Annotated in this window: 16 protein-coding genes and 1 pseudogene; 9 read left to right on the top strand and 8 right to left on the bottom strand. The window is 65.8% G+C overall.

Going from position 1 to position 20,956, the window contains the following annotated elements; translation table 11 throughout:
• Nucleotides 1-27: 27 nt before the first annotated feature.
• Both RBT42_RS05085 and RBT42_RS05090 read right to left on the bottom strand, forming a co-directional pair.
• Entirely contained in the window at nucleotides 28-741 is a 714-nt protein-coding gene (locus RBT42_RS05085; protein ID WP_320362781.1) for a response regulator transcription factor, read from the bottom strand.
• Complete coding sequence (locus tag RBT42_RS05090; RefSeq protein WP_320362782.1) at nucleotides 738-2,765, bottom strand: PAS-domain containing protein; 2,028 nt, start codon at nucleotides 2,763-2,765, stop codon at nucleotides 738-740. The genes RBT42_RS05085 and RBT42_RS05090 overlap by 4 nt, the downstream gene beginning before the upstream one ends.
• A 314-nt stretch (nucleotides 2,766-3,079) precedes the next feature.
• On the opposite strand from RBT42_RS05090, the gene RBT42_RS05095 reads away from it, so the two are divergent.
• From RBT42_RS05095 to RBT42_RS05105, 3 genes are all read left to right on the top strand, one after another.
• Nucleotides 3,080-4,495, top strand: a complete 1,416-nt coding sequence (locus RBT42_RS05095; protein WP_320362783.1) for a solute carrier family 23 protein — start codon at nucleotides 3,080-3,082, stop codon at nucleotides 4,493-4,495.
• A gap of 164 nt (nucleotides 4,496-4,659) precedes the next feature.
• Complete coding sequence (locus RBT42_RS05100) at nucleotides 4,660-6,303, top strand: acyl-CoA synthetase (protein ID WP_320362784.1); 1,644 nt, start codon at nucleotides 4,660-4,662, stop codon at nucleotides 6,301-6,303.
• A gap of 66 nt (nucleotides 6,304-6,369) precedes the next feature.
• Nucleotides 6,370-8,154: an acyl-CoA dehydrogenase gene (locus tag RBT42_RS05105; protein ID WP_320362785.1), complete on the top strand. Its 1,785-nt coding sequence runs from the start codon at nucleotides 6,370-6,372 to the stop codon at nucleotides 8,152-8,154.
• A gap of 89 nt (nucleotides 8,155-8,243) precedes the next feature.
• Here the strand turns inward: RBT42_RS05105 and dnaE are convergent, their stop codons facing one another.
• From dnaE to RBT42_RS05120, 3 genes are read right to left on the bottom strand one after another with little or no spacing between them, the layout of a single operon-like run.
• On the bottom strand, nucleotides 8,244-11,777 hold the full coding sequence (gene dnaE, locus RBT42_RS05110) for a DNA polymerase III subunit alpha (RefSeq protein WP_320362786.1): 3,534 nt from the start codon (nucleotides 11,775-11,777) through the stop codon (nucleotides 8,244-8,246).
• Nucleotides 11,778-11,795: 18 nt separating this feature from the next.
• Nucleotides 11,796-13,049, bottom strand: coding sequence for a mechanosensitive ion channel family protein (locus RBT42_RS05115; protein ID WP_320362787.1), 1,254 nt, complete (start codon nucleotides 13,047-13,049; stop codon nucleotides 11,796-11,798).
• A 17-nt stretch (nucleotides 13,050-13,066) separates the two neighbouring features.
• Nucleotides 13,067-13,738, bottom strand: a complete 672-nt coding sequence (locus RBT42_RS05120; protein WP_320362788.1) for a TetR/AcrR family transcriptional regulator — start codon at nucleotides 13,736-13,738, stop codon at nucleotides 13,067-13,069.
• A 92-nt stretch (nucleotides 13,739-13,830) separates the two neighbouring features.
• Here RBT42_RS05120 and RBT42_RS05125 point away from each other — a divergent pair, with 92 nt between their 5' ends.
• From RBT42_RS05125 to RBT42_RS05135, 3 genes are all read left to right on the top strand, one after another.
• Entirely contained in the window at nucleotides 13,831-14,757 is a 927-nt protein-coding gene (locus tag RBT42_RS05125) for an alpha/beta hydrolase (protein WP_320362789.1), read from the top strand.
• A 7-nt stretch (nucleotides 14,758-14,764) separates the two neighbouring features.
• Nucleotides 14,765-15,709 carry an alpha/beta hydrolase gene (locus tag RBT42_RS05130; RefSeq protein WP_320362790.1) on the top strand — a complete coding sequence of 315 codons (945 nt, stop codon included), beginning with the start codon at nucleotides 14,765-14,767 and terminating at the stop codon, nucleotides 15,707-15,709.
• Between the two features lie 83 nt (nucleotides 15,710-15,792).
• Nucleotides 15,793-16,659 (top strand): 23S rRNA (adenine(2030)-N(6))-methyltransferase RlmJ, encoded by an 867-nt coding sequence (locus tag RBT42_RS05135; protein ID WP_320362791.1) that lies wholly within the window; start codon nucleotides 15,793-15,795, stop codon nucleotides 16,657-16,659.
• Between the two features lie 60 nt (nucleotides 16,660-16,719).
• Here RBT42_RS05135 and RBT42_RS05140 read toward each other — a convergent pair whose 3' ends face one another.
• Entirely contained in the window at nucleotides 16,720-17,421 is a 702-nt protein-coding gene (locus RBT42_RS05140) for a pirin family protein (RefSeq protein WP_320362792.1), read from the bottom strand.
• A gap of 109 nt (nucleotides 17,422-17,530) precedes the next feature.
• Between RBT42_RS05140 and RBT42_RS05145 the strand changes: the two genes are divergently transcribed.
• Both RBT42_RS05145 and gluQRS read left to right on the top strand, forming a co-directional pair.
• Nucleotides 17,531-18,475 (top strand): LysR family transcriptional regulator, encoded by a 945-nt coding sequence (locus RBT42_RS05145; protein ID WP_320362793.1) that lies wholly within the window; start codon nucleotides 17,531-17,533, stop codon nucleotides 18,473-18,475.
• 80 nt (nucleotides 18,476-18,555) lie between these two features.
• On the top strand, nucleotides 18,556-19,470 hold the full coding sequence (gene gluQRS, locus RBT42_RS05150; RefSeq protein WP_320362803.1) for a tRNA glutamyl-Q(34) synthetase GluQRS: 915 nt from the start codon (nucleotides 18,556-18,558) through the stop codon (nucleotides 19,468-19,470).
• Nucleotides 19,471-19,547: 77 nt separating this feature from the next.
• On the opposite strand, the gene RBT42_RS05155 is transcribed toward gluQRS, so the two are convergent.
• Nucleotides 19,548-19,943 (bottom strand): cupin domain-containing protein, encoded by a 396-nt coding sequence (locus tag RBT42_RS05155; protein WP_320362794.1) that lies wholly within the window; start codon nucleotides 19,941-19,943, stop codon nucleotides 19,548-19,550.
• Nucleotides 19,940-20,599, bottom strand: a complete 660-nt coding sequence (gene orn / locus RBT42_RS05160) for an oligoribonuclease (RefSeq protein ID WP_320362795.1) — start codon at nucleotides 20,597-20,599, stop codon at nucleotides 19,940-19,942. The genes RBT42_RS05155 and orn overlap by 4 nt, the downstream gene beginning before the upstream one ends.
• Nucleotides 20,600-20,731: 132 nt before the next feature.
• On the opposite strand from orn, the pseudogene RBT42_RS05165 reads away from it, so the two are divergent.
• A pseudogene (locus RBT42_RS05165) lies at nucleotides 20,732-20,956 on the top strand (M48 family peptidase); the annotation flags it as partial.

Consider the following 20,956-nt stretch of genomic DNA (forward strand, 5'->3'; position numbering starts at 1 on the left):
TGCGTCCCGCCCCCTGAAGGCCGACCGTCAGGACCAGACCACAGACGCCGAGAACACGTAGCCCGCGCCGTACACCGTCTTGATGATGCGGGGGGCCATGGGGTCGACTTCGATCTTGCGACGCAGGCGCGAGATGCGCACATCGATGCTGCGGTCCATGGGCGACAGGCTGCGGTGTCCCACCAGTTGCTCGCGGGTGAGGATCTGGTGGGGGCGCTCCAGAAAGGTCCGCAGCACCTGCACTTCGGCGACGCCCAGCAGGTGCTCGGTGCCATCGTCGGATCGCAGGGTGTTGGCCGAGCAGTCGAGCGTCCAGGTCAGGAAGCGGGCCACGCGGCGCGACTCGCTCTGGCCGCCGCCCGGCACCTGGCCACGGCGGCGCAGGATGCTGCGCACACGGGCCACGAGTTCGCGCGGCTCGAAAGGCTTGGTGACATAGTCGTCGCCACCCAGCTCCAGGCCCATGATGCGGTCAGCCGTGTGGCCACGGCCGCTGAGGATCAGCAGACCGCAGGGACACTGCTGGCTGATCTGGCGCACCAGGTCGATGCCGTCCATGTCGGGCAGGCCCAGGTCGATGACGCACAGATCAGGACGACGCACGGGCAAGCGGCGCAGGACGCTGGCGCCCGTGTGAAAGCACTCCACCTCGAAGCCGAACTCGACCAGCACCGATTGCACCAGGCGGGCGATCGAGAGCTCGTCCTCGATCACGAAGATGAGGGCCGGGGCGGTGTTCACGGGCTCAGGCTTTCGAGGGCCGCGGCCAGGTCGCGGGTGCTGAAGGGTTTGGGCAAGACGGGCAGGTCCATGAGCTCGTCGCCACTGGGCGCGCAGCCACTCATCAGCAGGATCTGCATATGGGGCCGCTGCAAGCGCGCGAGGCGTGCCAGGCCCACCCCGTTCATCTCACCGGGCATCATGATGTCGGACAAAAGCAGCTTGATATCGGGCATTTGCACAAGGATATCCTGTGCTTCCTGCGCATGAGCGGCCTCGATGACGGCGAAGCCCAGATCGAGCAGGCTGCGGCGCACGACGCGACGCACATCGGGGTCGTCTTCCACCAGCAGGGCCACGCCACGGCGGCTTCGGTCGGAGGCACAGTCGGCCTCGTCGAGCGCAGGTACGTCGGTGGGTACTTCGATGGCTGGCAGGCACAGCGAGACGGTGGTGCCCTGCCCCGGCGTGCTCTCCACCTGGATGGCACCGCCCGACTGGCGCACAAAGCCGTACACCATGGACATGCCCAGGCCCGTGCCGCTGCCGGCCTGCTTGGTGGTGAAGAAGGGCTCGAAGATGCGGGAGACGGTGGCGGCGTCCATGCCCGCGCCATCGTCGATCACCTCCAGGCAGACATAAGTGCCCGGCTGCACGCGCTGGCGCTCGGCCTGGCGTTCGTCCACGGTGTGGGTGGACGTGCGCACCACGATGCGGCCGTGCGACCGGGTGGCATCGCGGGCGTTGAGGATGAGGTTGACCAGGGCGTTTTCGAGCTGTGTCGCATCCACCCAGGTCCAGGCGGGATCGCTCCCCAGTTCGACGTCCACCTGCAGGGTCACGGGCAAGGCTGGCCGGACCAGACGCGTCACCGACTGCGTGAGCGCCGTGACGTCGACCGCCCCCGCCTGCAACGGTTGCTGACGCGCAAAGGTCATCAAGCCGCGGATCAGCTCGGCGCCACGGCGGGCGGCGGCAATGGCGGGGCCCGTGAACTCGGTGACCAGCGGATCCTGCGGGCGGGCATCGGCCAGAGCCGAGAGGTTGCCGATGATGACGGTGAGGATGTTGTTGAAGTCGTGCGCCAGACCGCCGGTGAGCTGGCCCATGGCCTTCATCTTCTGTGCGCGCACGACCAGCGCCTGCGACTGCTTTTCTTGCGTGACGTCGAAGGTGAGCTCGAAGCAGCCCACGACCTCGCCGTCGGCCGCCATGTCGGGGACCAGCGTGGTACGCACGGCCAGGGTCTGGCCGGCGATGGTGTGCAGCTCGTAGTCGAAGGTGACGGCCTCCCCCGCCAGGGCGCGGCTGATGTTGGGCTTGATGCGCTCGTACACATCCGAGCCGAGGAACTCGCGGGCGCTGATGGCCTCGGGCTGCTGGGGGTCGAGCCCGAACCAGTCCTGGTAGCCACGGTTGACGTAGGTGTAGCTGCGGTCGGCACGGAAGTAGGCCACCAGCGCGGGGATCGAGTCGGTGACCAGGCGCATCTGGTGCTCGCTGCGACGCAGCGAAGCGGTGATCTGCTCATTGGCCTCCAGGGCTTCGCGCAAGCGCTGGTTACTGGCCTGCAGTTCGGCGGTGCGCGCCTGCACGCGCGACTCCAGCTCGGCATTGGCCTGACGCAGGGCCTGCTCGGCGCGGCGCGACTCGGTCACATCGGAATACAGGGTGACGAAACCGTGGCCCGGCAAAGGCTGGCCGGTGATGCGCAGCACGCTGCCGTCGGGGCGCACACGCTCGATGTCATGAGACACGAACTCACGTGCCCGGTCCACGCGCAAGGCCACGGCGGCGTCGATGTCGTCCTCGCCGTACTCGCCACGCTGTGCGTTGTAGCGGATGAAGCTCTCGAACGAAGCGCCCACGAAAGCCAGATCGGCCGGGAAATCGAGCAACTGCAGGAAGGCGCGGTTCCAGGCGACCAGCTTCAGGTCGGCGTCGAAGACGGTGAGACCCTGGTCGAGCAGGTCGAGGCCCGCTTGCAAGGTTTGTTGACGCCAATGGCCGGTGTCAGTTTGCAAGGCGGCATCAGGGTGGGTCACGCGGGTCTCCGGTTGCGAGGCTCAAAGCCTGCTGATTCTAGGCAGCGCACCGCGCCTGGAACACACCGAATCCGGCTTGCAAACATTCGTCACATTTGCTGGGAGGTGGTGAAAAAGTCCTCCCCGATCATCCGCCCCAACGTGATCTGAAGCGTCAATCCAAGCACAGGTCACGCAACACGAAGGCGAACGCCCGCTTATTGATCAGTATAAACCCTTGGTTTGAGATTGACAAGGCGGGTTGTCGCAAAAACCCACAGCACACAAGGCTGCGGGGGACTCGACCCTCCACCGACACCCGAAGGAGAAAACGCATGGCGCTGCAGCGCGAACACGGGGCAGAACACCCCTACTGGCCCCTGGGGCCGTTCAAGATCCGACTGCCCTTCATCCACTACCGATGGGAATTCCCTGAAATGATTCAGGGGCTGATCATGTTTGTGGTCAGCCTGGGGATGATCCCCTTGTTGATGAAGTACCTGGGCATGCCATACGAGGCCGCGCTCGCGTTCTGCGTGGTGGCCGGCGTCGGCTACCTGCTGCCCGCCTTGATGGGGGTCCCTCTGGTGCCGGGCTGGATCACGCCGGCCATCCCCGTGGTCTTGCTCTACCTACAGGCGTTCGAGCCTGGGCCGGAAGCCGTCAAGGCCATGATTGCCTTGCAGATCCTGGTGTTCATCATCTTCCTGGTGCTGGGCCTGACTGGCCTGGGCAACAAGCTGGTGAAGATCATTCCGAACTCCCTGAAGTCGGGCATCATCATCGGCGCCGGTATCGCGGCCATGATGGGCGAGCTCAAGACGGGCGGTCGCATCGACAACACCCCGATCTCGCTGCTGATCGGCTGCATCGTGTCGGCGTACGTGCTGTTTTCGCTGTCCTTCAAGCACTTCGTAGAACACAGCCGCTTTGCCAAGATGATTTCCAACTTCGGCATGATCCCCGGCATGATCATCGCCATGCTGGTGGGCTGGGCGGTCAGCGAGTACCCCCTGCCAACGATCGAGTGGGGCATCACCCAGCCTGACTTCAAGCTGATGGCCAACTACCTGATCTTCAACGTTGGCATGCCCAGCACGGACATGTTCCTGCTGGCCATCCCTACGGCCCTGATCGCCTACGTGATCGCCTTTGGCGACATCCTGGTGGGCTTCACGTTGTGCCAACGCGTCGAGCACCTGCGCCCCGACGAGAAGATCGAGATGAACGTGACCCGCGTGCACCTGGTCACCGCCATCCGCAACGCCCTGCACGCCGTGCTGGCGCCGTGGCCAGGCCTGGCTGGCCCGCTGTGGACCGCGGCCCACGCGACCATCGCCGAGCGTCACTCGCTGGGTCGCAAGGCCATGGACTCCATCTACAGTGGTGGCGGCACCTTCTGGATCACGGGCCTGATCGCGGTCTTCATCTTGCCCCTGGTAACGGTGTTCAAGCCGGTGCTGCCCATCGCCCTGTCGCTCACCCTGGTGCTGACGGCCTACATCTGCATCATGGTCGGCATGGAGGAGTTGAAGAACTCCGCCGAGCGTGGCGTGGCCGGCATCGTGGCCGTGACCCTGGCCATGCCCGACCCCAAGGCAACCGTCTACGCCGTGGTGATCGGTCTGATCCTGTACTGGCTCATTGAACGACCCAATGCCGCACAGCGTGCCAAGGAGGACCTGTCGGTGCTGGCGGACAAGACCAGCGACATCGAAGCTGGCAACGAGCACGGCGTGGCCAACCGCTGACGCGGCGCCTTACACGCCAGCCCTGCCCCCAAGACCTGAGCGCTGCAAACATTCGTCATGTTTGCCCTCAGGTCTTGCAACAGTGCTGACCCATCATATGCCGCCACGGAAGTGAGTGATCAGGCTCCGCGAGGCGCCATGACCAGACATCCCTGAACATCACCATGAACACAGCAAACCCTTACAACATGGGTCTGGACAAGAACCCAGCCAACCATGTCAGTCTGTCGCCGCTGAGCTTTCTGAAGCGCACCGCGGCCATCTACCCCGACCGCCTGGCCATCATCTACGGTGAGCGTCGCCAGACCTGGGCCGAGACTGCTGCACGCTGCCGCCGCCTGGCCAGCGCCCTGCAAGCCCGTGGCATTGGCCGCGGTGACACGGTGGCCGTGATGCTGCCCAATGTGCCCGCCATGCTGGAAGCGCACTTCGGCATCCCGATGACCGGTGCCGTGCTCAACACGCTCAACACCCGCCTGGACGCCGAAGCCGTCGCCTTCCAGCTGGAGCACGGTGAAGCCAAGGCCCTGTTGACCGACCGCGAGTTTGCACGCACGATGCGCGCCGCCCTGGACATGCTGGGCCGGAGCGACATCCTGGTGGTGGACGTGGAAGACGACACCGCGCCTCCTGGAGACAACCTGGGCTCGATCACCTACGAAGCCCTGCTGGCCGAAGGCAACCCCGAGCACCCCTGGTACCTGCCCGGCGACGAGTGGGATGCGATTTCGCTGAACTACACCTCGGGCACGACCGGTAACCCCAAGGGCGTGGTCACCCACCATCGCGGCGCTTACCTGAACTCCGCCAGCAACGTGATCTCGTGGAACCTGCCGCAGCACACCACCTACCTGTGGACGCTGCCGATGTTCCACTGCAATGGCTGGTGCTTCCCTTGGACGATGGCCCTGATCGCCGGCACCAGCGTGTGCCTGCGCCGCATCGACCCGGCCGTGATCTTCTCGCTGATCAAGGCGCACCACATCACCCACATGTGCGGTGCGCCCATCGTCTACAACCTGCTGATCAGCGCGCCTGCCAAGCTGCGTGACGGCCTGAACCACACGGTCAATGGCCTGATCGCCGGCGCTGCTCCCCCGGTCGCCGTGATCGAAGGCTGCGAAGCTGCCGGCATCAACCTGACCCACGTCTACGGCCTGACCGAGGTGTACGGCCCCGCCGCCATCTGCGCCAAGCATGACGAGTGGGAGACCCTGCCGATCGAAGACCGCGCCCGCCTGAACGGTCGCCAGGGCGTGCCCTACGCGCTGCAGGAAGACGTGACCGTGCTCGACACGATGACGATGGAGCCGGTGCCCTGCGATGGCGTGACCATTGGCGAAATCTGCTTCCGCGGCAACGTCGTGATGAAGGGCTACCTGAAGAACGAGAAGGCCTCTGCCGAGGCGTTTGCCGGCGGTTGGTTCCACACGGGTGACCTGGCCGTGCGCGATGCCAGCGGCTACATCAAGATCAAGGACCGCAGCAAGGACGTGATCATCTCAGGCGGCGAGAACATTTCGTCGGTCGAGGTGGAAGACGCCCTGTTCCACCACCCCGCCGTGATGTCGGCCGCCGTGGTGGCCGAGCCCGACCCGAAGTGGGGCGAGGTGCCTTGTGCCTTCGTCGAACTCAAGCCCGGCCACGAGCTGACCCAGGAAGAGCTGATCGAGTTCTGCCGTCAGCACCTGGCCCGCTTCAAGGTGCCCAAGCGTGTGGTCTTTGGTGAACTGCCCAAGACGTCCACCGGCAAGATTCAGAAGTTTGTCCTGCGTCAGCAGGTGAAGTCGGCCAGCGCCATCGAGTGATGCGCGGCATGAGGCGCTGTGTGATGCAACGCCTCACGCCCCCGACGGTTTCCATACGAGGTTGATATGTCTAGTTACCAAGCGCCCGTGCGCGACATGCTGTTCACGATGAAGGAAGTGGCAGGGCTGGAGGGCATCTGCGCCCAGCCCGGTTTCGAGGAAACCACGCCCGACCTGGTCGAGGCCGTGCTGGAGGAAGCCTCGCGCTTCGCCACCGGCGTGCTCGATCCGCTGAACTGGCCGGGTGACCAGCAAGGCGCCCGCTGGGACAACGGCATCGTGACCGCGGCCGACGGCTTCAAGGAGGCCTATGCGGCCTTCTGCGAAACCGGCTGGAACGGCATGCCCGCCTCGCCCGAGTTCGGTGGCCAGGGCCTGCCCACGCTGGTCTCGACCGCGGTGCTGGAGATGTGGAAGTCGTCAAACATGGCGTTCTCGCTGTGCCAGATGCTGACCCTGGGTGCGATCGAAGCCCTGGTGCACCACGGCAGCCCCGAGCTGCAACAGCGTTTCCTGCCCAAGATGGTGTCGGGTCAGTGGACCGGCACGATGAACCTGACCGAGCCACAAGCCGGATCGGATTTGTCGGCCATCCGTACCCGCGCCGTGCCGGAAGGTGATCACTACCGCATCAGCGGCACCAAGATCTTCATCACCTGGGGCGAGCACGACATGGCCGAGAACATCGTCCATCTGGTGCTGGCCCGCCTGCCCGATGCGCCTCCGGGCGTGAAGGGCATCTCCTTGTTCGTGTGCCCCAAGTTCCTCGTCAACGACGATGGCTCATTGGGTGAGCGCAACGACCTGGTCTGTGCGTCCATCGAGCACAAGATGGGTATTCATGCGAGCCCCACGGCCGTGATGTCTTTTGGCGACGGACCTGGCGCCATCGGGTATCTGGTCGGCGAACCTCACAAGGGTTTGGGCTACATGTTCACGATGATGAACTACGCCCGACTGAATGTGGGCCTGGAAGGCGTGGCAATTTCCGAGCGTGCCTACCAGCGTGCCCGCGCCTATGCCATCGACCGCGTGCAAGGCCGTACCCTAACCGAAGGCAGCCGCGGCATCATCGGCCACCCCGATGTGCGCCGCATGTTGATGGACATGAAGGCCCGCACCGAAGCCATGCGTGCCCTGGCCTACTTTGCCGCGGCGCAGATGGACCGCGCCCACAGCCATCCGGACGAAGCCACACGCACCCAGAGTCAGGCCCTGGTCGATCTGCTGATCCCCATCGTCAAGGGCTGCTGCACCGAACAGGCCCAAGGCATCACCGCCGACGGCGTGCAGATCCACGGCGGCATGGGCTTCATCGAAGAGACCGGCGCGGCGCAGTACGTGCGTGACGCCCGCATCACCACCATCTACGAAGGTACCACCGGCATCCAGGCCAATGACCTGATCGGCCGCAAGCTGGTGCGCGACGATGGCGTGACGATGAAGGCGCTGCTGCACACGGTTTCGGCCGAAGCCCAACGCCAGGTCGGCAGCGGCGACCCTGTGCTGCAAGCACTGGGACAAAGCCTGCAACGCGGCCTGGAAGCGCTGTCGCAAGCCACCGAGTGGATCCTGACCCGCGCCAACCAGAGCCCGGCCGCCACCGCGGCGGGCGCCGTGCCCTACCTGAAGCTGTGCGGCACAGTGCTGGGTGCCTGGCTGATGAACCGCGCGGCCGAAGCCGCCCAGCGCCAGCTGAGCGAAAACGGCCAAAACGATGCTTTCCTGAGCGCCAAGGTCATCACCGCACGCCACTACCAGTACCACGTGCTGGTCGAGGCCAATGGCTGGCGTGACCGCGTGATCAATGGCGCCATCAGCACCCTGGCTCTGCAAGACGACCAGTTCTGATCCGCCCACCAGCGGGTATGCGACGATGGGCGTGCCGGCCCATCCTTTGGCGGCGTGTCCTCACCGGGACACGCCTTTTTTCTGCCCGATCAGCCCTCGCCGTAGACCACGGTGGCCTGGGCGTCGGGCATCAGCTCTTTCAGGCGCAGCAAGGCCGCGTCACTCGGGTAGACACGGGCCTGGTCACCCAGGTCCAGCTCGCCGCGGGCCGAGATCTCGGGCGTGCGGCGCTCCACCACCACGCGCAGGTTCAGCCCCTGGTAGGTGTCCGGCAGATCGGGTTGAGGCGCCTCGACGCGCCGCGCCGGGAACTCGCGCAGCAACTCGTCCACCGGCAGCTTGCCATCGCGGGCGGTCAAGCGCACGAAACGCGCGAAGCGGCAGCGCGCCGCCGCCAGGCTCATCACCGACTGCACATTCAAACGCAAGCCGCCCGAGAAGCGATCGGTCTGCACCTTGCCGGTGATGATGACCAGTTCATCGTCCTTGAGCAGGTCCTTGTTGGCGTCCAGCGTGTCCTGGTTGGCCACGGCCTCAATGGTCTCGCTCTTGTCGTCCAGCTTGAACAGCCCCACCCGGCCGCGCGTGCCATTGATGACGCGCAGCTCGCTGATGATGCCGGCCACCACCTGGGGTTCGCGGCTGTCTTTCAGGTCGCCAATGCGCTGGCGCGCGAAGCGGCGCACCTCCGACTCGGCCTCGTCGAACAGGTGGCCCGACAGGTAAAAGCCGATCGCGGTCTTCTCCAGCCCCAGCCGCTCTTTCAGCGTCCAGGGCTCGGTGGGCACCAGATCGGGCTCGTTGGTGGACGCGGCATGGCTGTCGCCAAAGTCGAACAAGCCGCCCTGGTCGGCATTGGCTGCCAGCGTGTCGGCGTACTCGAAGGCCAGCGCGGTGGACGCCAGCAGGCCCGCGCGATGCGGCTCCAGCGAATCGAAGGCACCCGCCTTGATCAGCGCTTCGACCACACGCTTGTTGACCAGCTTGCGGTCCACGCGCGAACAGAAATCGAAGAAGCTCTTGAACGGGCCGTTCTCCGTGCGCTCGCGCACGATGGCCTCGATGGCGCCCTGCCCCGTGCCCTTGACCGCACCCAGCGCGTAGCAGATCGTCTTGTCGTCGATCGGGACGAAGCGCCACGCGCCATGGTTCACATCGGGCGGCGTGAAGGTGATGCCGAAGTTCTGCGTGGCATCGTCGTGGAAGATCTTGAGCTTGTCGGTGTCGTCGCTGGCGACGCTCATGTTGGCTGAGAAGAATTCAGCCGGGTAGTGCGCCTTGAGCCAGGCCGTGTGATACGCCAGCAGGGCATAAGCGGCAGCGTGCGACTTGTTGAAGCCGTAGCCCGCGAACTTCTCCATCAAGTCGAAGATCTCGTTGGCCAGCTCGGTGCTGATGCCGTTCTTGGCCGCCCCCTCCGCGAAGATGCCGCGGTGGTGCTGCATCTCCTCGACCTTCTTCTTGCCCATCGCGCGGCGCAGCAGGTCGGCGCCGCCGAGCGAGTAGCCCCCCACGATCTGGGCCACCTGCATCACCTGCTCCTGGTACACCATGATCCCGTAGGTTTCCTTGAGCACCGTCTCCATCAGCGGGTGCGGGTAGGTCACCTCTTCCTTGCCGTGCTTACGGGCGCAGAAGGAGGGAATCAGGTCCATGGGGCCCGGACGGTACAGCGCCACCAGGGCAATGATGTCCTCGAAGACGCTGGGCTTGGCGTCACGCAGCATGCCCTGCATCCCGCGCGATTCCAGCTGGAACACGGCCACGGTCTTGCCTTCGGACAGCAGCCGGTAGGACTTGGCGTCATCCAGCGGGATCTTGGCGAAGTCGAAGTCCTTCTGATCCGGGTGCCGCGCGACGATGTAGTCCTTGGCCAGCTCCAGAATGGTCAGCGTGGCCAGGCCCAGAAAGTCGAACTTCACGAGGCCGATAGCTTCCACATCGTCCTTGTCGTACTGGCTCACAGCCGAATCGCTACCCGGCTGCATGTACAGCGGGCAGAAGTCGGTGATCTTGCCCGGGGCGATCAGCACGCCCCCGGCGTGCATGCCGATGTTGCGCACCATGCCTTCCACGCGCATGGCCAGCTCCAGCAAGGCGGCCACTTCTTCCTCGGCCTTCTCGCGCTCTTCCAGCTCGGGCGCTTCCTTGCGGGCGTAGATCACGCCGCCATCGGGGTTCTCGGGCACGCGCGCCAGCGTCACGGTCTTGCCGGGCGGCGCCGGAATCAGCTTGGCAATGCTGTCCACATGGCCATAGCCCATGCCCAGCACACGGCCCACGTCGCGCAGCGCGGCCTTGGCGGCCATCGTGCCGAAGGTGGCGATCTGCGAGACGGCATCGCGACCGTAACGGTCCTTGACATAGTCGATGACGCGGTCGCGGTTGCCCTGGCAGAAGTCGATGTCGAAGTCGGGCATCGAGACCCGCTCGGGGTTCAGGAAGCGCTCGAACAGCAGGTTGTACTTGAGCGGGTCCAGGTCGGTGATCTTGAGCGCATACGCCACCAGCGAACCGGCCCCCGAACCCCGGCCCGGACCCACCGGGCAGCCGTTGTTCTTGGCCCAGTTGATGAAGTCCTGCACGATCAGGAAGTAGCCCGGGAAGCCCATCTTCAAGATCGTGTTGATCTCGAAATCCAGCCGCGCCACATAGGTCGGGCGCTGCGCGTTGCGCTCGGCCTCGTCGGGGAACAGGTGCAGCAGGCGCTCTTCCAGGCCCTCGTGCGACAGCTCGCGGAAGTAGTCCTCCATGGGCTGCGGCTCGCCGTTAGGCATGATCGGCGTCGGGAAGTTGGGCAGCTGCGGCTTGCCCAGCACCAGGGTCAGCGCACAGCGGCGTGCGATCGCGACCGTGTTGGCAATCGCCGAAGGGATGTCGGCGAACAACGCCTCCATCTCTGCCGTGGTCTTGAAGTGCTGCTCGCGCGTGAAGCGCTTGATGCGCTTGGGGTTGCCCAGGGTCTCGCCCTCGGCAATGCAGGTGCGTGCCTCGTGGGCCTCGAAATCGTCGGGCTCCTGGAACTGAATCGGGTGGGTGGCCACCACGGGCAGACCCAGCCGGGCGGCCAGCGGTACGGCCGCGCGGATGTAGGGCTCGTTCGTGGCGTGTCCGCTGCGCTGCAGCTCAATGTAAAAGCGGTTCGGGAAAGCGGCCGCCAGCTTGCGCGCCTGGGCCTCGGCCTTGGGCATGTCGCCATGTGACAGCGCCTGCCCCACCAGGCCCATTTCGGCCCCTGATAGGCAGATCAGCCCCTCGTTGCGCTCGCACAGCGAAGCCCAGTACACCCAGGCATGGCTGCGCTGGCCCGGCGCCGTCCAGGCCTCACCCAGCAACTCCGACAGACGCAGATAGCCCTGGCGGTTCTGGACCAGCAGCAACAAACGCGTGGGCGCCTTGCCCGGCTCCTCGGGCTCCAGCCACACATCGGCACCGATGATGGGCTGGACGCCCTTCTTCTGTGCGCTCTTGTACAGCTTGAGCGCCCCGAACAGGTTGCTCAGGTCCGTGACGGCGACGGCCGGCTGGCCATCCTGGGCCGCGGCCTTGACCAGGTCGTCGATGCGGACGGTGCCGTCAACAACGGAATATTCGGAGTGGGAGCGCAGGTGAACGAAAGGCATCCGGCCATTGTAAGAACCCTAGGCCCTTGTCTCTGCCGGCCCCATGGACCAGGCCCGCATGTCCGCCCCGGAGGGGTGCTGGAACACCCGCAAGCCGAACTCGGGCAGGATGGCCAGCAGGTGGTCGAAGATGTCTGACTGAATGCCCTCGTAGGCCACCCATTCGGTCGTGTTCGTGAAGCAGTAAATCTCCATCGGCAACCCGTCCGACGTGGGGTCCAGCTGGCGCACCATCAGCGTCATGCCTTGGTGGATCCCCGGCTGTCGGCGCAGGTAGCGCTCCACATACATCCGGAAAATGCCCACATTGGTCACGCGCCGGCGGTTCACCACATCCCGGTCGGTGCCCGGCGCACGGGCGTTCCACTCCGCCAGCTCCGCCTCCTTCGCGGCCAGGTAGTCTTTCAGCACATCAAAGCGACTCAACGCCTGGGCTTCGCCATCGGTCAAAAAGCGGATGCTCTGCTGGTCCAGGTAAACGCTGCGCTTGATGCGCCGCCCGCCCGACTCCGTCATGCCCCGCCAGTTGCGGAACGAGTCCGAAATCAGCCGCTTGGTGGGGATGTTGGTGATCGTCTTGTCCCAGTTCTGCACCTTCACCGTGTGCAGGGCAATGTCGACCACGCCACCGTCCACGCCAATTTGCGGCATCTGGATCCAGTCGCCCACCCGCACCATGTCGTTCGAGCTCAACTGCACGCTCGCCACCAGGGACAGCAGCGTGTCTTGGAAGATCAGCATCAGCACCGCCGCCATCGCCCCCAGGCCGGACAGCAGGATCAGCGGCGAGCGGTCAATCAAGGTGGCGATCATCAAGATCGCCGCCAGCGCATAAATGACGATCTTGACCACCTGCACATAGCCCTTGATGGGGCGCTGCGCCGCATCCGGCCGGCGCTGCCACACGGTGTTGACCAGGTCCAGCAGGTTGGCCAGCGCCAGCGCCACCGTCAGCACGATGAAGGCGCCGCACACGTTCTGCACCACGGTCACCACCGCCTCCGGCAACTCAGGCACGGCCTGGATGCCCCAGGTCAGCACCAAGGCAGGCACAACATGCGCCAAGCGCGAGATCACCCGCAGCGCCCTCACCTCGGGGTCCTGCGCCATGGAGGTGGACTTCAAGACCCGGTCCACGCTGCGCAGCAAGATGTGCTTGGTCAACCAGTCGGCCACCCACGCCAAGGCCAACAAGGCCGCCAGGGTCAGCACGGTGTAGGACACAGGGTGGCGTTCCAGCCACGCCATCAACTCGGGAGCATGTTCTTGCATGCCCCCAACCTTACCGCTTAATCACCCTTCTTGCATTTGACCAAATGCATTAACCCCTGATAGGGCAACAAATTGGTCCGCACCACCTGGTCGATCGGCTCGGCAAAGCCATGCTGCATCCAGCGCGCCGCCAGCAGCACGTTCAGCCCGATCATGCCGTCGGCCAGCAAGGGCAGGCTGATGCCCTCCAGCTGCTCGGGCGGCAGCAGGCGGGTCAGATGCTGCTTGAGCAAGGCGGAGTAGTCGCGCGCCGTTGCGCCGCTCATGGCGGCCACCTCGTCACTCACGGCCAGCGAGTCCACCAGCATGATGCGCCCGCGCCGCGGGTCATCGCGGATGAACACCAGGAACACCCGCATCGCCGGGGCCAGCATCGCCAGCGGGTCGGAAGACCGCGGTAACTGCGCCATCGCGGCCAGCGTCAGCGCCATCAACTGCTCACGCAGCTCGCTGTAGGCGGCCAGGAACAGTTCCGGCAGCGTCTTGAATGACTCGTAAAAATAGCGCTCTGTGAGGTGCGCCGCCACGCACACCTCGCGTACCGTGGCGCCATGAAAGCCCTTGGTGCCAAACACCTCGATCGCCCCTTCGATCAGCTTGGCGCGCCGCAGACGCTGGCGCTCTTCGGGCAACACGCCGCCATAGCGACGCTTGTTCAAGGGGGGGGTATCGGAAAGACTGACGTCCATGGGAAGACCTATATTCACAGACCCTATTGTCAGCTTATAGTTTGACAACATTAATTGTCACAACGTAAACCCTTCACTCACGGGTCGTGCGCATGAGCATCCAAGCTGTCCTCACCAACCTCGTCCTGCGTTACCAGTTCAAGCGCGCAGGGCGGGGGCCGCTGAACGTGCACAAGGCGCGGCACATGGTCAACAAAATGGCCAAGCGCTACCCGCCGCCCCCCAAAGACATCGCGCACACGCCGCTGGCAGGGCGCACGGGCGCGGGCCTGTGTTCGGCCGAGTGGCTCAGCGTGGCCCACCCGCAACGCACGGTGCTGTACTTCCACGGTGGCGGCTACTTCTTCTGCGGACTGGACACGCACCGCCCCACCTGCGCCTACCTGGCCCGCACCGCCCAGGCCCGCGTGCTGTCGGTGGACTACCGCATGGCCCCCGAACATGTCTTCCCAGCCGCCGTGAACGACGCCGTCGCCTGGTGGAAGGAGTTGCTTGACCAGGGCTTCCAGCCCTCGGAAGTCGTGTTCGCGGGGGACTCGGCCGGCGGCGGCCTGGCTCTGGCCTGCATGCTCGCCGCGCGCGAACAGGGCCTGCCCCTGCCCGCCGGGGCCGTGCTGTTCTCCCCCTGGACCGACCTGTCCTGCTCCGGTGAGACCATGCGCACCAAGGCCGATGTGGACGTGATGTTCAACCCCGAGTCCCTGCCCGAGGCCGCGGCGCTCTACCTGGCGGGCCAACCGAGCACCACGCCCCTGGCATCGCCGCTGTTTGCCGACCTGCATGGCCTGCCTCCGCTGATGATCCACGCCAGCGAGCACGAAATTCTGCTGGCCGACTCGACCCGCCTGCACGAACGCGCCCTCGCCCAAGGTGTGCGCAGCGAGCTGCACCTCAAGGCCAAGATGCCGCACGTGTGGCCCACCATGCTGATGCTGCCGGAGGCCCGCCAGACCCTGCAGCACTGCGGCGAGTTCATCGCCCGCGTCACCCGCCACAGCGCAGCCGCCCAGCAGGCATGATGCAGCCATGAACTGGTTCAAACGTTTGTGGTGGTCGGCCGTCGTGCTGGCCTTGGTGTTGGCTGGCGCCATCGCCTGGAGTTGGGAGCCCGACCGGCAACTCGGCCAACTGGTCGCCCGCTGGGCCCCCGAGCCCTCACGCTTCATCGAGCTCGACGGCATGCAGGTGCACATCCGCGACACCGGCCCACGCAACGACGCAGCGCCCCTCCTGCTGCTGCACGGCATGTCGTCCAGCCTACACAGCTTCGAGGGCTGGCAAAGCGCACTGCAAGGCGAGCGCCGCGTCATCAGCGTCGACCTGCCCGGTTTCGGCCTGACCGGCCCCAGCCCCCAGGGCGACTACCGCATCGAGGTCTACAGCCGGTTCGTCTTGCGCCTGCTCGACACGCTGGAGGTCAAGCGCGTGGTGCTGGCCGGCAACGCCCTGGGCGGTGAAATCGCCTGGCAAACCGCCTTGCTGGCCCCTGAGCGGGTGCAGAAACTGATCCTGATCGACGCCGACGGCTACCAACCGGCCGTGCTGTCCATGCCCTTGGGTTTCCAGATTGCCAGCATGCGGGGCTTGCGCTGGGTGTCCGAGCGCATCCTGCCTCGCCCGCTCATGGCCGCCAGCCTGCGCAGTGTGTTCGGCGAACCCGAACGGGTCACCCGGGAGCGCATCGACCGTTACTTTGAGCTGAACCTGCGCGTGGGCAACCGCCGCGCCCTGTTCCAACGCATGGACCAAGCCACTTTCGGTGAAAGCGCGCCCTTGATCCGGCGCATCACGCAGCCCACCCTGGTGCTCTGGGGCGAACGCGACGAGATGATCTCGCCCGACCTGGGCTCACGCTTCTGCGAAGACATCCCCCGCTGCCGCCTCGTGACCTTCCCCCAACTGGGCCACCTGCCGCAAGAAGAAGACCCTGCAGCCACGCTTCAGGCCGTGCGGCCCTTCCTGGCGTCATGAACCCAAGCCTGTTTGGCCCCTCAACGCCAAAAATGTCGGGATGACGATGAGGCAAGCGGCCATAAAACCGCTACGCTTGCCCCATGTTCAGTTATCGACACGGATTCCACGCGGGCAACCACGCCGATGTGCTCAAGCACATGGTGCTGGTGCAGGTGCTTGAGCACCTGCTGCACAAAGACAAACCCTTCTGGGTGATCGACACCCACGCGGGCGGGGGCCTCTACGACCTCACCAGCGGCTACGCCACCAAGAGCGGCGAATCCACCACCGGCATCGCCACCCTGTGGCCGCTGCGCCGCGACAAGTCCATCCCCGAAGCCGTGCGCAGCCTGCTCAAGCAGGTTGCCGCGCTCAACGATGGCGACGAGCTCAAGTGGTACCCCGGCTCACCGCAACTGGCTGCGCAGATGCTGCGCGAGGGCGACCACCTGCGCCTGTTCGAACTCCACCCCACCGAGATCAAGCTGCTGGAAAACCACTTTGCCGGCGTCAAGCGTGGCGTGAGCATCCAGGGCGCCGATGGTTTTGCCAGCCTCAAGGGCTGTCTGCCTCCGCCGCCGCGACGTGGCCTGGTGCACATCGACCCGCCCTACGAGAACAAGGATGACTACCGTCGCGTTCTGCAAACGCTGAAAGACGCCATCCCCAAGTTCAGCTCGGGCACCTATGCCATCTGGTATCCCGAAGTGGCGCGCCGCGAGGCCATCCAGTTCCCGGCCCAACTCAAGCGCATGGCAGCCGAGTTGCCCAAGGTGGACTGGCTGCACGCCACCCTGCGCGTCAAGGGCGCCGAGCGCGATGGCGTCGGCCTGTTCGGCAGCGGCATGTTCATCATCAACCCGCCCTACACCCTGTACGACAAACTGGCCGTGGCCCTGCCCTGGCTGGTCGAAACCATCGGCCAGGACGATCACGCGGCCTACACGCTCGAAGCCCAGCAAAACTGAGCGGGCTGGAGCTGACCGGGCTGAGATGGCGGGCAGCACGACGCTTGCCCGCGCTCGCGATCAGGCGCCCAGGTCGAAGACCAACACTTCGGCCTGGCGTCCCTGGCTCAAGCTCAGCTGGCTTTCACCCTCCAGCTTGAGGGCATCGCCGGCCTTCAAGGCATGGCCATTCACGCTCAACTCGCCGCGCGCCAGGTGCACATAGGTCTTGCGTGCGGCGTCCAGCGGCACCTCCAGCGCCTCGTCGCCATCAAACAAGCCAGCCGACAGCGTGGCGTCGGCATGGATGGTCACCGAACCCTCGCGCCCATCCGGTGAGGCCACCACCCGCAGGCGACCGCGCTTGTCGGCTTCGGCAAAACCCTTTTGCTCGTAACCCGGGCGCAGACCCCGCTGTGCAGGCTGAATCCAGATCTGCAGCATGTGTGTGGTGTCGTACAGCGCCTGGTTGAACTCGCTGTGCAGGATACCCGTGCCCGCCGACATGCGCTGCACCTCACCCGGCACGATGCGCGCATCGTTGCCCTGGTTGTCCTTGTGCCAGATGGCGCCCTGCAGCACATAGGTGACGATCTCCATGTCGCGGTGGCCGTGCATGCCAAAGCCGCGCCCCGGCGCGATCATGTCGTCGTTGATGACACGCAGCGGCCCGAAGCCCATGTGGGCCGGGTCGTGGTACTCGGCAAACGAAAAGCTGTGGAAGCTCTGCAGCCAGCCGTGGTCGGCGTAGCCGCGGTCTTCAGATCGGCGCAAGGTCAACATGGCGAGGCTCCTTCAATGTGTGCATCCTGGCTATCCACTGTAGAAGCGACGGGGCCTTTGGCGGCTGCGCCCGACTGATGGCATCATTCAAACAAATTGAATCAAGCCCATGAGTGACCGCCGCCAAGCCCTCACCCCCGAAGCCCTGCAGATGATGGACACCATCGCGCGCACCGGCAGCTTCGCAGCGGCCGCCCGCGAACTGGGCAAGGTGCCCTCGGCCCTGACCTACAGCGTGCGCCAGCTCGAAGACGCGCTCGACGTGCTGCTGTTCGACCGCCGCAGCCGCCAGGCTCGCCTCACGGCTGCCGGCGACGAACTGCTGCGCGAGGGGCGCCTGCTGCTGCAACAGATGGACGCCGTGGCCAACCGGGTCAAGCGCGTGGCCTCTGGCTGGGAGGCCGAGCTCACCATCGCCGTGGACAAGGTCATCGCCCCCCACGCCATCTTTGACCTGATCGAAGGCTTCTACGCGGTGAAACCGCCCACCCGCGTGCGCATGCTCAGCGAGGTCATGAACGGCACCTGGGAGGCGTTGGCCTCGGGCGCAGCCGACCTGGCCATCGGCATCCCGGGCGACCGCATCACCAGCCCTGGCGTGCGGATGGAGGTGATCGGGGACCTGCCCTTCGTGCTGGCCGTGTCGCCCCACCACCCGCTGGCCCAGGCCGAAGAGCCCGTCAGCCAAACTGTGCTGGCACAGCACCGCATCGTCGCCGTGGCCGACACCGCCCGCGGCATCGAGCCCATGACCATCGGCATCCTGCCCGGTCAGGACGTGCTGACTTTGCCCTCCATGTCGTCCAAGCTCGAAGCGCAGATGCGCGGCCTGGGCTGCGGCTTCCTGCCCGAACCCATGGTGCGCCCCTACCTGGCCAACGGCCAACTGCTCAGCAAAGCGGTGAGCGGTCCTCCCCGCGTCACACGCATCCACTACGCCTGGCGCCAGGGCGAGACGCCCCCCGGCATGGCCCTGACCTGGTGGCTGCACCAACTCAGCAGCCCCACCACCCGCCAGGCCCTGATGGACCTGCATGGAGGTCTGCTGCTGTGAGCCAGGCCACGCCACACCCCGACGAGGCGCCACCCCACGCGCCGGACACCCTGTGCGATGTCGGTCACGACGGTGAGAGCCTGATCGGCCACTATGTTGGCCGGTTCGCGCCCTCCCCCACCGGCCCGCTGCACGCCGGCTCCCTGGTGGCGGCGCTGGCCAGCTGGCTGGATGCGCGCGCGCACGGCGGGCGCTGGCTGGTACGCATCGAAGACGTGGACACCCCGCGCTGCGTACCCAGCGCCGATCAACTGATCCTGTCGCAACTGGCCGCCTGCGGCCTGCACCCCGATGCCCCCCCGGTGTACCAAAGCCAGCGCGGGGATCTGTACCAGGCGGCGCTCGACTGCCTCGTGGCCGCTGGCCATGCCTACCCTTGCGGCTGCACCCGCGCCGACATTGCCCAGGCCAACGCGGCGCTGGGTCTGAGCAAAGCTCGCCACGGCGACCTCGTCTACCCCGGCACCTGCCGCCCCGACCGAGGCGGCCTGAAAGGCAAGCCCGCCCGCGCCTGGCGCCTGCACGTGCCGCCCCGCGCCGACACGCCCGACGGCCTGTGGCACTGGCACGACCGCCGCCTCGGCCCGCAAAGCCAGAACCTGGCCGAGGCCGTGGGCGATTTCGTCATCCGCCGAGCCGATGGCCTGTGGGCCTACCAGCTCGCCGTGGTCGTGGACGATGGCGAGCAAGGCGTCACCGACATCGTGCGCGGCGAGGACCTCACCGACAACACACCACGCCAGCTTTGGCTGCAGCAGTGCCTGGGTCTGCCCACACCGCGCTACCTGCACACCCCGCTGGTGTGCGGTGCCAACGGCGAAAAGCTGTCCAAACAGAACGGCGCCGAAGCCCTGTCCCTGGCCGACCCGCTGTCCACCTTGCAGCAAGCGGGCCGCGCACTGGGGCTGTCCGCAGAGGGAACCACGCCAGGCGACTGGCTGGCCGCCGCCGTCACGGCCTGGCAAGATCAGTTGACGCGCTGGCCTTTGCGCTGAGCCACTCACAGCAGGCTCAGGCGACTTTGGCGGCTTGGCTCTCGCCCCCTCCGACGCAGCAGGGGCCATCGCCGGGATCAAACCCGCTCGACCACCATGAAGTGCTTGCGCACCGGCTCGATCACCTCGAACGCGCCTACGAATCCGGCCGGAATCACGGCCCCCTCGCCTGCGCGCACATCCACCCAGCCACCTCCGGCATCGTGCAGGCGCACATGCCCACTCAGCACAAAGAAGTACTCTTCCTTGTGCGCCGGAAACACGATGCGCCAGCGCCCCACCTCACACGCCCAGATGCCCGCACTCGTCTGCCCATCGGCCGACTCGTACAGCGTCCAGGTTTCCCGTCGCGGGTTGCCCTGCTGCAAGCGCTCCGGCCTCGGGTGGTCGATGACGCCGCCTTGCTCAGGCGGATCAAACCGGACAATGGCCGGCGTCGCAGCAGGCTGCCCGTCTTTCACAGACTCGCTCATGCCGCCTCCCCCGCAGCCGCCTCAGCATCCGTGGCAGCCTCCACCACCGGCGCCACATCGATCAGGAAGTGCTGACGGTAATACGCCAACTCATCAATCGACTCGTGGATGTCGGCCAGCGCCGTGTGCTTCTGCGCCTTCTTGAAGCCGCTCACCAACTCCGGCCGCCAGCGCCGCGCCAGCTCCTTGAGGGTGCTCACATCCAGGTTGCGGTAGTGGAAAAACGCCTCCAGCTTGGGCATGTAATTCGCCAGAAAGCGCCGGTCCTGGCAGATCGAATTGCCGCACATCGGTGACTTGTTGGTGGGCACATACTTCTTCAGGAACGCGATCACGGCGTGCTCGGCCTCCGCCTCCGTCACGGTCGAGGCCTTGACCCGGTCGATCAGGCCGCTCTTGCCGTGCGTGCCCTTGTTCCACTTGTCCATGCCATTGAGCACTTCGTCGCTCTGGTGGATCGCCAGCACCGGCCCCTCCACGCGCACCGTCAGCTGCGGATCGGTCACCACCACCGCGATCTCGATGATGCGGTCGCTCTGGGTTTTCAGCCCGGTCATCTCCAGATCGATCCAGATCAGGTTCAAATCGCTCTTGGCCAAGACCGGGGTCGCCGGGGCCTCCGAGGGCACGGGCGTGCCGGGGGTCACATCACTCATGGGCATCACACAAAACGGTTGTCCGGCCCGGTAGGCAGGCGAGTCGGTCATTTTCCGGCACAGACACCTGGGCACAGGGATTTGCACGCCGGACGAGTCCCGGATTGTGCGGGCAAACGTACACTCCCGGTCATGCCATCCAGCACCCTGACCTTGCTTTTCGCGGCCTTCATCGTCGCCTCCCTGCTGACCAAACTCTGGCTCGACACCCGCCAGGCGCGCCACGTGGCCCGCCACCGCGACACCGTGCCCGACGCCTTCGCCCCGCACGTGCCCGCACTCAGCCACCAGCGCGCCGCCAATTACACGCTCGACAAGCTGCGCTTTGGCCTGCTGAGCACCGCCGTCAGCACCGCC

Source organism: Aquabacterium sp. (genome assembly GCF_034003525.1).
In the GTDB taxonomy this organism is placed as follows: Bacteria; Pseudomonadota; Gammaproteobacteria; order Burkholderiales; family Burkholderiaceae_C; genus Aquabacterium.